16 protein-coding genes are annotated in these 12517 nt (G+C 59.1%); 7 read left to right on the forward strand and 9 right to left on the reverse strand.

Features of this window, described 5'->3' with window-relative positions; genetic code table 11:
- Positions 1-66 precede the first annotated feature (66 nt).
- The 5 genes from ACNFIC_RS00610 to ACNFIC_RS00630 form a co-directional block, all read right to left on the reverse strand.
- The gene (locus ACNFIC_RS00610; RefSeq protein ID WP_416779267.1) at positions 67-1896 is read right to left on the reverse strand and encodes an SLC13 family permease; all 1830 of its coding nucleotides are present in this window, start codon (positions 1894-1896) and stop codon (positions 67-69) included.
- A gap of 142 nt (positions 1897-2038) precedes the next feature.
- Positions 2039-2434: a glycine zipper domain-containing protein gene (locus tag ACNFIC_RS00615; protein ID WP_416779269.1), complete on the reverse strand. Its 396-nt coding sequence runs from the start codon at positions 2432-2434 to the stop codon at positions 2039-2041.
- A gap of 71 nt (positions 2435-2505) precedes the next feature.
- Positions 2506-2676 carry a hypothetical protein gene (locus tag ACNFIC_RS00620; RefSeq protein ID WP_416779271.1) on the reverse strand — a complete coding sequence of 57 codons (171 nt, stop codon included), beginning with the start codon at positions 2674-2676 and terminating at the stop codon, positions 2506-2508.
- Between the two features lie 141 nt (positions 2677-2817).
- The gene (locus ACNFIC_RS00625) at positions 2818-2964 is read right to left on the reverse strand and encodes a hypothetical protein (protein ID WP_171030881.1); all 147 of its coding nucleotides are present in this window, start codon (positions 2962-2964) and stop codon (positions 2818-2820) included.
- A 140-nt stretch (positions 2965-3104) separates the two neighbouring features.
- Complete coding sequence (locus ACNFIC_RS00630) at positions 3105-3401, reverse strand: RcnB family protein (protein ID WP_416779273.1); 297 nt, start codon at positions 3399-3401, stop codon at positions 3105-3107.
- A 117-nt stretch (positions 3402-3518) separates the two neighbouring features.
- On the opposite strand from ACNFIC_RS00630, the gene ACNFIC_RS00635 reads away from it, so the two are divergent.
- Positions 3519-3869, forward strand: a complete 351-nt coding sequence (locus ACNFIC_RS00635; protein WP_416779275.1) for a hypothetical protein — start codon at positions 3519-3521, stop codon at positions 3867-3869.
- A gap of 51 nt (positions 3870-3920) precedes the next feature.
- On the opposite strand, the gene ACNFIC_RS00640 is transcribed toward ACNFIC_RS00635, so the two are convergent.
- The 4 genes from ACNFIC_RS00640 to ACNFIC_RS00655 form a co-directional block, all read right to left on the reverse strand.
- Complete coding sequence (locus ACNFIC_RS00640; RefSeq protein ID WP_138217308.1) at positions 3921-4688, reverse strand: SDR family oxidoreductase; 768 nt, start codon at positions 4686-4688, stop codon at positions 3921-3923.
- Between the two features lie 32 nt (positions 4689-4720).
- Complete coding sequence (locus tag ACNFIC_RS00645; protein ID WP_138217309.1) at positions 4721-5788, reverse strand: phosphotransferase family protein; 1068 nt, start codon at positions 5786-5788, stop codon at positions 4721-4723.
- Positions 5789-5989: 201 nt separating this feature from the next.
- Complete coding sequence (locus ACNFIC_RS00650; RefSeq protein ID WP_003257405.1) at positions 5990-6307, reverse strand: SCP2 sterol-binding domain-containing protein; 318 nt, start codon at positions 6305-6307, stop codon at positions 5990-5992.
- 56 nt (positions 6308-6363) lie between these two features.
- Positions 6364-7074, reverse strand: a complete 711-nt coding sequence (locus ACNFIC_RS00655; protein WP_416779278.1) for a histidine phosphatase family protein — start codon at positions 7072-7074, stop codon at positions 6364-6366.
- A 414-nt stretch (positions 7075-7488) separates the two neighbouring features.
- On the opposite strand from ACNFIC_RS00655, the gene ACNFIC_RS00660 reads away from it, so the two are divergent.
- The 6 genes from ACNFIC_RS00660 (at position 7489) to ACNFIC_RS00685 (ending at position 12321) form a co-directional block, all read left to right on the forward strand.
- Positions 7489-8895: a tyrosine-type recombinase/integrase gene (locus ACNFIC_RS00660; RefSeq protein WP_416779280.1), complete on the forward strand. Its 1407-nt coding sequence runs from the start codon at positions 7489-7491 to the stop codon at positions 8893-8895.
- Positions 8896-8990: 95 nt separating this feature from the next.
- Entirely contained in the window at positions 8991-9422 is a 432-nt protein-coding gene (locus ACNFIC_RS00665; protein ID WP_416779282.1) for a hypothetical protein, read from the forward strand.
- 274 nt (positions 9423-9696) lie between these two features.
- Complete coding sequence (locus ACNFIC_RS00670) at positions 9697-10020, forward strand: hypothetical protein (RefSeq protein ID WP_416779284.1); 324 nt, start codon at positions 9697-9699, stop codon at positions 10018-10020.
- Between the two features lie 91 nt (positions 10021-10111).
- Complete coding sequence (locus ACNFIC_RS00675; protein WP_416779286.1) at positions 10112-10489, forward strand: hypothetical protein; 378 nt, start codon at positions 10112-10114, stop codon at positions 10487-10489.
- Positions 10490-10922: 433 nt separating this feature from the next.
- The gene (locus ACNFIC_RS00680) at positions 10923-11480 is read left to right on the forward strand and encodes a hypothetical protein (protein ID WP_416779288.1); all 558 of its coding nucleotides are present in this window, start codon (positions 10923-10925) and stop codon (positions 11478-11480) included.
- 325 nt (positions 11481-11805) lie between these two features.
- Positions 11806-12321, forward strand: coding sequence for a KilA-N domain-containing protein (locus tag ACNFIC_RS00685; RefSeq protein WP_416779290.1), 516 nt, complete (start codon positions 11806-11808; stop codon positions 12319-12321).
- Positions 12322-12517 lie beyond the last annotated feature (196 nt).

The following is a 12517-nucleotide window of genomic DNA, read 5'->3' on the forward strand; positions in this document are numbered from 1 at the left end:
TGTCAATTCGCCGCAATCGGCGGTTAATTGCTCAGGAATGAAGGTTTCAAGCAGTGGCTTGGGGTGTCAGAACCCGAATAGCCACGGCACCATCACCACGGTCACCGCCATCACCAGCAGTGTGAACGGCACGCCGAGTTTGACGAAGTCGGCGAAGCGATACTGTCCAGGCCCAAGCACCAACGTGTTGACCGGCGACGACACTGGCGTCATGAACGCCGCCGACGCTGCCAGTGCCACGGTCATGGCGAAGGGGTAGGGCGACAGGCCCAGCTGCTGTGCGGTACTGACCGCCACAGGGGCCATCAGCACGGCTGTGGCGGTATTGGAAATGAACAGGCCAATCACTGCCGTGAGCGCGAACAGGCAGGCCAGCATCGCTTGGGGGCCTGCGCCGCCCAGCACATTCACCAAGCCACTGACCACCCAGTCGATGCCCCCAGTCTTCTGTAGCGCGAGGGCGAAGGGCAACATGCCGACGATCAGTACCAGGCTTTGCCAATGGATGGCACGGTAGGCGCTGTTCATGTCAATGCAACGTCCCGCGCCCATAAGCAGACAGCCAATCAGGGCAGCCAGTACGTTTGGCACCAGGCCGCTGACCATCAAGGCCACCATCACTGCAAGGCTTAACAGGGCCAGTGGTGCCTTGGTACGTGCCGGGGCCACTTGGTCGACTTCGGCAGGCAGGCTCAGGACTAGGAAGTCGCGTGGCTTGGCTTGCAGTTGGCGTACCGCTTTCCATGGCCCGACCACCAGCAAGGTGTCGCCCAGGCGCAGTTTCTCCTCCACCAGTTGTTCGTCGATGGCGAGCTGATCACGGCGCAGGCCAACCACGTTGAGGTCGTAGCGCGTACGAAAGGCCAGTTCCAGAATGCTCTTGCCGATCAATTGCGAGCCCGGTGGCAGGGAGACTTCCGCCATACCCAATTCCTGGGATTGGTCGATGAAATAGGCGGCCTTGAAGTGCAGTGGCTCAAGCCGCATGGTTTGGCACAGGTTGCGCAGGTCGTCACGGTTGGCGAACAGGTCGAGCAGCAGGATGTCACCTTGTTGAAGCAGCGTGGCCGAATCGGCGCTGATCACCCGCGTGGTGAACTTGTGCTGGCGCTCGATGCCGATCACGTTGGCGCCGTGTCGCGTACGCAGCGCCAACTCGCCCAGGGTGTGGCCGATGAGGGGCGAATGTGGGCGGATGCGCAGGCGCCGTTCGCGGCCGCTGAGCTTGTAGTCAAGGACCAGATCCAGCAGGGTACGCCGGGTTTCCGTACGACCGTCCTTGCGCACTTCACCCTTGAGCCAGTGGCGGGTCAGCAGCATGTAGCCGATGCCCAACACCAGCACCACCAGGCCGAATGGGGTGAAGCTGAAAAAGCTGAAGCCGGCCTGGCCATGGCGCACCAACTCGCTATGCACCACCACGTTTGGCGGTGTGGCCACCAGGCTGAGCATCCCGCTGATCAATCCGGCGAAGCTCAGCGGCATCATCAGCCGGCTGGGCGAGAGTTTCAGGCGCGCGGCGATGCTCAGCACCACGGGAATGAAGATCGCCACCACGCCGGTCGAACTCATCACCGAACCCAGGCCGGCCACCGCCAGCATGAGCAGCACCAGCAGCCGCGCCTCGCTGTTGCCGGCCCGTTCGCTCATCCACTCGCCGATGCGCAAGGCGATGCCGGTGCGCACCAATCCCTCGCCGATCACGAACAGGGCGGCGATCAGCACCACGTTAGGATCGCTGAAACCGGCCAGCGCCTGTTCCACGCTGAGGATGCCGGACAACGGCAGCACCAGAATCACCAACAGGGCGACCACATCCATGCGCGGGCGGTTGATGATGAACAGGATGACGACGACGCAGAGCAGGCCAAGGACCCAGAGCAGCTCATGGTTCATGGGGAGGGGTGTTCCTTCACACAGGGCACGATCAGGCAATGCACCAGTGTGGCAGCTCTAACGAGAGGCGTCGTTGACGTGCTGCAATGTTTTTACCGGCAGGGTGCCTCGCAGGCTCGCCCGCGAGGCGTGAAGCGTGCGATCAGTGGCGGTGGTGACGTTTGTGCTTACGGTTGCTGCCGTCGTTGTCGCCCATGTGGTTGCCGATCGCGCCACCGGCAGCGCCACCCAGGCCAGCGCCTATGGTGGAGCCGGTCGAGCCGCCAAGCTTGCCGCCGATGAACGAGCCACCTGCAGAGCCTAGGCCGCCACCGAGGGCCGCTTCGGTACGGTTGCCCTTGTTCGCGCCGACCGCGCTGCCGGCGGCGCCGCCGAGGCCTGCGCCAATCAGGGCGCCGGTGCTGCCACCGATCTGCTTGCCGACCACGTTGCCCAACGCACCACCCAGGCCGCCGCCAATTGCCGCAGTACCGTCTCCGGCAAAGGCGCCCTGGCATAGCAGCAGACCAAGAGCAAGGGAGGGCAGAGTCAGACGCATGTTGTGAACCTCGGAGGAATCATCAGGGAGAGTGGTCGCCGTGCGCGGCGAGCGGTGAGGGAAAAGACGCTTCAGCGGTAATCGCGGTCACGGTACGCGCGACGGTCGTCATCGCGGTCGTAGCGGTGGTGAGGGCGATGGTCGCGATCACGCCAGCCGTCGTCGCGGTCGTGGTAGTGATAGCAGCCACCAAGCGACAGCAAGGCGGCGATCAATGAAAGGCTCGCAAGGCGCGGGAGCATGATAGAGGTCCTTGATCTGCAAGGGTTTACTGGACGCACCCTGAGACCTGGATCGTTCGATTTGGTTCTATGCCGCACAAAATTATTGCGCGGCCTAGAACCGTTGCTCAATTGGCGTGGAGGGAGAAGAGAGGCGCGGCTTCAGCGGCGATAATAGCCGTGATCGTAATAGTGCGGATGGCCCCAGCCGCGCCAGCCGTGATCGTGATGATGATAGGGGTAGACGACGCAGCCGCCGAGGCTGAGCAAGGTGGCGAACAGCGAAACGCAAACGATGCGCTTGATCATGATGGGTTCCTTGAACGGTAAAGGTTTACCGGACACCTCATCAGACCCGAACGCGTCGATCTGGTTCTTGCGTACAGCGGCGCGCACCGCGCCAGCCGATGACCGGCGCGGTGTCGTGCTGGCGTTGCAGCGCCTGAGGTTCAGGACGCGGGGTGGATGGCCAGCACGACGCCGTTGGTGATCTGCACCAGCACGTAGTGTTCGCCCATGCGTACCCAGTGGCTTTCCTTTTCCGGGGCAGGCAAGCCTTTGGCGTGCCAGTCACGTATGGCTTGGTCTTCGCGCTTGTACTGATCGGGTGCTTTATCACCGACCTTGAGTTCGCGATTGTGGGTTTCGGGGGCTTGGACGCTTTCTTCGCGGGATTCAGCCGCGGTGGCGGCCAGCGGGACGGTGCTGGTCAGCAGCAGCGCGCAAAGCAGGGTGCGTGGGGTCATGTGCAGTCCTCTGGATTCAAGGGGGTGTTGTTGTGCGACAGCATCTGGCGCCGAACAATTCACTCCAATGCGGCGCGGTGCTAGAGTCGCTTTCTTTTTTGCCCCTGAGGATGGAACATGCGAGCGATTCTGCCGATGACTGTGGCGCTGCTGCTGATGGGCTGTGCGTCATCGACCATGGAGGCGGCCCGCAATGGCGCGCCGAGCGCACGACTGGACTCGCACAAGACCCCGGACGTGGTTGCCCAGTGCATCCAGTTCAGTTGGCAGGAAGAAAACGCCTTTGGCGTCGATGCCAGCGGCTACTTGCAGGCGCGTAAGGCCGGTGGCTTCACCGTCTATACGCGTGAGGCCGAGTCGTTCGTCGATGTGTACGCCCAGGCCGGGGGAACACGGATCGACTACTACGCGCAGAAGGACGACCAGATGTCCCTGCGCCGCCGCGCGGCAGCGGCGACCTGCCTGTAACGGCCAGGCAACGCCCACAGGTTTATGGTGTGACGCTGTGGGCGTGGTCCCTCAGCTCAAGAACCCGCCATCCACATTCAACGCAGTGCCTGTGGTGTAGCTGGATGCCTCGCTTGCCAGGTACAGCACCGCGCCGGCCATCTCGCTCGGGTCGGCCACCCGCTTGAGTGGGATTTGCTGCAAGGCCGCCGTGAGAATCGCGTCATTCTTCACCAGTGCAGATGCGAACTTGGTGTCGGTCAGCCCTGGCAGCAAGGCGTTGCAGCGAATGCCGAACGGCGCGCACTCCTTGGCGAACACCTTGGTCATGTTGATCACCGCCGCTTTGGTCACCGAGTAGATACCCTGGAACAACCCCGGTGATACGCCGTTGATCGACGCCACGTTGATGATGCTGCCCCCGCCGTGCTCGCGCATCAGCTTGCCGGCCTCCACCGACATGAAGAAATAGCCGCGGATGTTCACATCGACGGTCTTCTGGAAGGCCCCCAGGTCGGTGTCCAGCACATTGCAGAACTGCGGGTTGGTTGCTGCGTTGTTGACCAGGATATCGAGACGCCCGAACTGTTCGCGGATACCGGCGAACACCTGCTGGATCTGCTCGATTTCACCGATATGGCAGGCTACTGCGGTGGCCTTGCCGCCAGCGGCAATGATCGCCTCGGCCACTTGCTGGCAGCCGTCGAGCTTGCGGCTAGAAACGATCACATGGGCACCTTGCTGAGCCAGCAGGTGGGCGATGGCTTCGCCGATGCCGCGACTGGCGCCGGAAACGAAGGCTATCTTGCCGTCGAGGTCGAACAGATGGGTCTTGGACATGCCGGGTTTCCTTGTGTAGGGCGCTGCCAGGGTTACAGGCCGGATTTGTCGATCAGTTGCAGGCTCATCTGCTCCAGCAGGCGGTTCATGTGGATGAACTGGGCGAAGCGCTTGTCCTGCGTCTGGCCGTGGAAGTAGCGGTAATAGATCTGCTGGACGATGCCCGCCAGGCGGAACAGGCCGTAGCCATAGTAGAAATCGAAGTTGTCGACAGCGATGCCGGCGCGCTCGGCGTAGTAGTCGACGAACTGCCGGCGTGTGAGCATGCCAGGGGCATTGCTGGGCTGGCGGCGCATCAATTGCACCGGCGCCGGATCGCCTGCCTCGATCCAGTACGCCAGGCTGCTGCCCAGGTCCATCAGCGGGTCGCCGATGGTGGCCATCTCCCAGTCCAGCACGCCGATGATGCGCATGGGGTTAGCGCTGTCGAGAATCACGTTGTCGAAGCGGTAGTCGTTGTGAATGATCCCCGGATGCGGGTGGTCAGCCGGCCGCTTCTCGCGCAGCCAGCCGATCACCTGCTCCCAGCTCGGTGCATCGGGGGTCAGCGCTTTTTCGTAGCGTCCGGCCCAGCCTTCGATCTGACGTTCCACGTAGCCTTCGGGTTTGCCTAGGTCAGCCAGGCCGCAGGCGCGGTAATCCACTTGATGCAGCTCGACCAGGCGTTCGATGAAGCTCTTGCACAGTGCTTCGGTGCGGCTGGCATCTAGGTTCAGCGCTGCCGGGATGTCCGAGCGCAGGATGATGCCCTTGACCCGTTCCATCACATAGAACTCGCTGCCGATCAGCGCTGCGTCGGTGCAGTGCGCATAGGCCTTGGGGCAGTAGGGAAAGCCTTCGTTGAGCTGGTTAAGGATGCGAAACTCGCGGCCCATGTCGTGAGCCGACTTAGCCTTGTGTCCAAACGGTGGGCGGCGCAGAACGAATTCGCGATCCGGGTAGGCCACCAGGTAGGTGAGATTGGAGGCGCCCCCAGGAAACTGGCTGACGGTCGGATAACCTTGCAGGCCGGGCACATGTGTCTTGAGGTAGGGGTCGATGACGCTTGCATCGAGTTCTTCGCCGGGGCGTACCTGGGTGGACTGGTCGGTAAGCGTCATGCGATTTCCTTATGATTCTGAGCAAGGACTATTGGCTAATCTAATTTCCTGCCAAGACTGGTACAAGCGTACCAATGGCTTATTGGCCAGGGTGTTGCTGGGCAATCACTGCCCCTGATGAATGCCAGCCTTTGGCCAAGCCAAAAAAAACCGAAGCGCAGGTGGCTTCGGTTTTCTTGGAGGGGCGATGCGCCGCGCCGATCAGGACGGGAACAGTTCGCTCAGTTTCATCGACAGCATCATGTCGCCTTCGACGCGCAGTTTGCCGCCCATGAACGCCTGCATGCCGTCGGTTTCACCGCTGACGATGCCTTTGAGGGTTTCGCTGTCCATCACCAGGGTGCAGTTGGCGTCTGGGTTTTCGCCTTCCTGCAAATCGCAGGTGCCGTCCTTGACGATCAGCGCGTAGTGCTTGTCTTCGTCGGTGATGTTGAAGCCGAATACCAGGTCCAGGCCAGCGGCCGCGGAGGGGTTGAACTTCTCTTGCATCTTCTTCACGGCATCAGCTACGGAGGTCATGGTGCATTCCTTATAGAGTGATATTCACATCCCCGCAGGGACAAAACAGGCCGGGCTCATCGATAGGTAATGAGTTCCGGCGCCCTCAACAACTGCACATGGGCTTGGCTGTTGAAGGAAGCCAGTGCCACGTCGCGGCCGCGGAATTTCAGCTGGCTGAGCGACGTGTTGATGATTTGCCAGTTCAGGGCGAATGCCTGGACTGGGGTAATACCGGTGGTCAGGTGGAGCAGGGTGGCAATCGTGCCGCCGGAGGTGAACACGGCGATATCGTCGCCGCTGGCTGCGCTGTCCAGCAGGCGTTGCAGCCCCGCGCTGACGCGGCCGGTGAAGGCCTGCCAGGTTTCCAGTTGAGGGTCCTCGGCATGCTCTGCGGTCAGCCAACGCTGCACCATCAAGGCGAACAGGCGCTGGAACTCGCTGCGGTGCGCCGCGCCGTTGCGCAGTACGTGCAGGGCCTCGGGCTCGTCCGGCAGCAGGGCAGGCAGCAGGGCACGGATGACCCCATCGGCGTCGAACTCGTTGAACGCCGCATCGGTTTCGATGGCAGGTACTTCAGCCTGCTGGCCCATGGCCTGCAGCGTGAGCCGGGCGGTGTCCTGCTGGCGGCGCAAGGTGCCGGCCACGCAGCGATCCAGGCGTAGGCCGAGCCGGCCCAGGTACTCGCCGAGGGCGACGCTCTGGCGTTCACCCACGTCAGACAGGACGTCGTAGTCGTCGGCACCGAAGGAGGCTTGGCCATGTCGGATCAGGTAGAGGTTGCCCACGGAGAAGTCCGGCCCGGTTGAAGGTTGTTGCGAGGTTAGGATGCCCCGGGCAGGCTGTCAACGAAAAAGCATACAAGCGTTTGAAAAGGTTGTTTGAACTGTGTTGCCGGCGTTTTCCCTGGCTGGCAGCGAGGTTGGCGCACCGGTATGCTTGGAATCGTTTCGTGCCCAGAAGGGCGTTGGTCTATCAAGGAGTCAATGTGGAGTTTCTTGCCAACTGTCTGGGGGCCCGCAACCACTGGACATTGACCCTTGAGCACATCAGCCGCGTCACAACCTGTCACAACCACTACCCTCGCTAAGGCCTATGTGTACCGTCGAGGACCACAAGGTCTCTTCAGTCTCCGTGTGCGCCTGTTGGGCTCGCACAGGTCCTATACGCTTGCCTTGAAGACCAGTCACCGAGCTACTGCCATGTCCACCTCCCACGCGATGCTGACTGCCCTGAAGGCATTCCACCTCGACAACCCTGAGGCCACCTTTGAGGAACTGACTGAGCACCTGCGCGATATCGCCGAGAATGCTTTGGAGCAGCCACAAGGCGACGTATACGGGCTGGTCCTGTCTGACCTTGCTGAAGGTCTCGCTGAGGCTGAGTACAGCGCTTCACTGACCGTGCCCCAAGCGAAGGCCTTGAAGCTTGCCTATCGGGTCCTAAAGGCTCATAGGGACCGCGTGGAGGGGAACGTAGGGACCTTGCTGGACCTCTTGGACAACGAACTGGCGACTCAAGGGCCCGCCGAGGCTCCGTCCACTGAGCGCCTGTCTGTCTCCCAATCTGTAAATGCAATTCCACTGGGTCACCCTGAAGGTCTCCCTCATGCCAGCCCTGAAGTCATCGCAACGGCCCATGACCCTAAGGACCATCTGAAGGTAGCCCTGAGCGCCCACGCTGAGGCGCCCACACAGACCCATAACGAGCCATTGAGCGGGCGGGAAGGGCGCTCTCAGGGCTTGACCTATATGGCCCTCTTTGAGGCGTACATGCTTGAGCGTGCTAATGACATGGCTCCTGCCACCATCAAGAACTTGACCAGTTCCGCTAAGTCGGTCGCCGAGATCCTTGGAGGCGTGGACATGAAGTCCCATACAAGGGCCGACATGCTGGGCCTACGGGGGACCCTGTTAGAGACCCGTAAACCCTCGACAGTGAACAAGGTGCTGACTAACGTCGGTTCAGTTGTGTCCTGGGGTGTCGCCACAGGGATGATTGAACGAGACTTCACCAAGAAGCTGACCATCATTAAGGGCTCTGACAGTGACCGCCAAGCCTTCGCACCGGGTCAGATCAAGACCATCAAGGATGCCGTAGGCGGATACCTTAAAGGAGACTGGAAGGGTGCCGCTCTGAGCCTGGGCGTGGCCACTGGAGCCCGTATCGGCGAGATCCACCAGTTGTGTGGTTGTGATTTCATCCAAGGTGATGATGGTCAGTGGGCTGTCTCGATCAACGACGACAACGGCAAGACCCTTAAGAACTCGTACAGTCGCCGTATCGTCCCGCTGGTTGGTATCCCTGAGGCGACCTTGAAGGCCCTTGCGGGGGCCAATGGGCGTATCTTCAAGATGTCCATGTCGGGGTTCTCCGCCCAGCTCAATACCGTTATAAGGGACCTGCTCGGCACCTCAACGGGCGAGGGGCTGTCGTTCCATTCTCTACGCCACTCGATGGCCTCTGACCTGAAGGCAGTAAGTGTGGCCTTGGGCGTGAGTCAGGAGATTCTCGGGCATAGCAGTGGATCGATTACCTACGACCTCTACGGGAAGGGTAGCGGGGTTGACCTTGGGCGACTTCGTGAAGCGCTGGAGTTGGTCCGTTAGGTTCGAGGGCACTGAAAGGCAGCCTTTACCCGATTGTTAGGCCATGGTTGCTCATGGGCGGGTGTGGCGCTTCCGTATGTTTGAGGATTGGCTGGATGGTGAAAGGAAGGGCCGCCCTTAGCCACATCGCTAATGCCAAAGTGAAATCAAAATGGCATGATGGATGCAGGGCCTGTGTAGGCGTAAGAATTTGGAAGGGCGGATGGAAGATGAAAGGGATTTTGAAAGAACTGGCAATGTTCAACGTCAAAGCGGTATTCATATTTTTCGTTGTTGGATTGATTATTTACTTTCTGGATACAAAGGCAGGTAACACTAAGGTTGCATTGTTTCTTATGCTTCTGAGTGGCTGGTATTTGCTTGGGAATCTAAAGATAATCTATCGGTCGCGGCGCGTGATTGTGGATTGCTTTAAAAGGGGCAGTGTAGAGGTGGCTGCTGGGGTTATAGAGTTCAAAGAGCACGCATCTGCCAGGGCTAAGGAGAGAATGAGAGAGAAAATGAAGAGCGATAGTGAGTCGCGATGATTTTTCTTGAGTCTATTCTGGTGTGGGTCACCATTTCGGCGTGAGCAGGGTGGGGTGAGCAGTCGGTGAGGTCACTTAAAGCTACGGTCCATGAAGGCCATCAATTTTCTATCGAGTCTGTCGTGGGCTGTTCTTTCAGGATGGTCTGTTAGTTTTCCAATTTATCCGGTCGCTGACATACCTCCATGGTTGAATATGACCCTGCCGGTTGTCTGTATGGCTATTTGCAATAAAGAAATTCGGGCGCAGCCGTAGCTGTTCTCAAGGAGGTTAGATGAGTCCATTCACTGAGTTGGCTATATGGGTCATCGGTGCAGGCGTGGTCGTCAAGGGTGCTCACTTTTTGTGGGTCGAGACCAAGGAATATCGACGCAAGATGATGCACGAACTCGCTTTGGACGTCCGTTATGAGGGCGCCAGGGAAGCTACGAATGTGATGCTTGATCGGCTTGCCCCAATGGCAACGCTGGAGCAGCGTGAGGAAATCGTCAGAGAGGTGCTGAAGACCATCCGTGCCAATGATGCGGCCGTATTCACGGAGAGGGCTCAAGTAAAAGCAAAAGAAGAGTCCGTGAAGCAGCCGGGCAGTTGGACCTGACATGCCTTTGTCAGTTTCATTGATTCGAGTCAAGCGGGATCTTGCATGAGATTAGTGGTGTTTATTGAGTTACCAAGGAGTGGGGTGGCTAATGAATAATGTTGAATTGTACGGTTGTGAAAAAGTAAATAGAGAGTTGCGCGCGCGCTCTATGGATATAGCTCGTCTTTCCTCGTCCGGAGAGAAGTCGGCCCGATCAATGGCGTGGGATCTATTTGTTGCGGATCATTTGAAGCTTGATGACTCTAATGAGCGTACTTCGAATCTGGCTAAGTTGAAGTATTCGGAGGCTAAGGAGCGACTGCCAGAGTATGGTCTGCAAATGGATATTGATTCTGATGCCTTTGTGAGGTACTTCTTTGATGAGCTTTTCATAATCAACAAAAAAGTCACCAATAAAGGTGTGCAGATCGTATTTTATGTTTTCGTAGCGCTTGGGCTTTTCGGCATCTATCAATTGTTTCGATAGGCAATGAGAGGTGGTAGGCCTATCGGGTATCGTCACTCAGGCAACGAGCTGACCTGAATAGTTGAGGCCATTCGGTCACCGCCCAGGATAAGCTTTGCCGCCCTGTGGTCTCCCTGGAGTTCGACCATTTGGTCACCATTGTGGCTGTTTTAACGTAACGCAACCGAGCGGCGGTCGCTGTGAGAGCCACTAAGGTGGCCGTCCGTAAACCTGGGTAAAGCTCGTAATAGGGCACCTATACCCATACCGACACGATGAACATAGAGGCCCTGGCGGGTGACTGCTGGGGCCTTTGTGCATTCTGGGATTTAAAAACCCTCACTACAGACAACAGACCACGCCAGCACCTGCTGAGGTGGCCGACCTGGGCGCGATTAAAAGCCCTCACAAAGACGAGGACACCACCACACCACCACACAAAGGAGACGCCATCATGACCCACACTACCACCATGACCCCGCAAGAGGCCTTCCGCCTTGACCGCATGCTGACCCCTGGCGAGCTTGCTGCCCTGGATGCACGATTGGGTGCCCAGGCTGACGCCGTGATTGCCCAGGTCCCTGAGGTCGCCCAAGAGTCTGGCCCTAAGTCCTCCCGAGGTCGCCCGGCAATGGTCGTACAGAACCCGTTCCACACCCACTATGGCTGCATGACGGACGATGGTCGTTACCCGGCCTGGGCCTTGTCGGTCCTTGAAGGGGTCGCCCGCCTGGACTGGCACGATAGACCTCAAGGGAAGGGCGGCAAGTCTATGCCCCTGCGTGTGTCCCTGCTGGCCCGCCTGCTGGAGACCCTGCCCGAGATCACCAATGAGGCCGTGCGAGCCCTGACCGGCTACGGTGTGCGCCATGCCCGCCGCTACGTCAAAGCCCTATCGCTGATCGTACCTCGCCTGATGGAAATCAGACCTCACCGTGTGGTCGCCGAGATGGCTACCGCGCAGGACCTTGACCGTGACCTATTCGGCGAGCTGGTCGGCTGCCCTAAATAAAGGCCGCATATATGAATAGACCCTAACGGACCTCTGAGGCTGGACTGAATAAAGGCCGCATATATGAAAGGACCTAACGGACCACTGAAGGGCTGACCACCTGATGACCCAATTGGAAGAGTTCGATTTAAAGGGACTCTGTCAAGGACTCATTGGGACTTTGAGTGACCCATGGGTTAGGGATTTGCTATTGCAAAATTAATCCCTACTCACTGAGTCACCGTAAAGGGTCTCTTAGAGGTCCCTTTAAGTCGAAGCACAGAGGCACGTAACGCACGCAGAAAGTGCATTCACAAACCGCCACCACCACACAGGAGACCAACCGATGGACATCAAGCACAAACACTCTGGCCACCTCATCATCATTGAGGGTCACGCCTTCAAGGCCGACCACTCGGGCCGCTGGGACCTCACCGATATCTGGCGCACCTTGGGGCTCCATAAAGGCAAGGCCCCGTCACAGTGGCGTACCAGACAGGCCCAGCGTATGGAAGCTATGCAGAATTTGCACAGCTCTAACGGCACCGGGTCCTGGGCCACTAAGAGAGCGACCATCGCATACGCTGCCTGGGTCTCTGATGAATTCGAGACCACGGTCTATGACGCCTTTGAGGCGATCCTTGAGTCACCCGAGGTAGCCGCCCTGGTCGCCGACAAGATGGCCGCATTGGGCAATGCTCACAGCGCCACGATCCTCAGACGCATGACCTTCAATGACCGTTGCGACTGGAAGGCCCTCAAGGGCTCGCACAGGAACACACAGCAGGGTCTCAAGGCAGCCGTAGAGCTGGGCCATATCAGCCACACCAAGGCCGTAGAGCTGGGCCTGAAGGTCTCTTGAAGGCTGAGCCGTGATGCGCTCGGATTTAAAACCCTCACTATAGACAGACACCCCAAGCATCACCGCTGACGCGCTCAACTCTGAGCCGGTTAACGCATCCAAATCTGGATCGGTTGGCTCCCCAAATCTGGGGCACCACCCTGGCCCTGAATGCTCTCGGATTTAAAGCCCTCACTATAGACAGACACCCTGTCAC

The organism is Pseudomonas sp. NY15463 (assembly GCF_048068415.1).
Classification (GTDB): Bacteria; Pseudomonadota; Gammaproteobacteria; order Pseudomonadales; family Pseudomonadaceae; genus Aquipseudomonas; species Aquipseudomonas mosselii_C.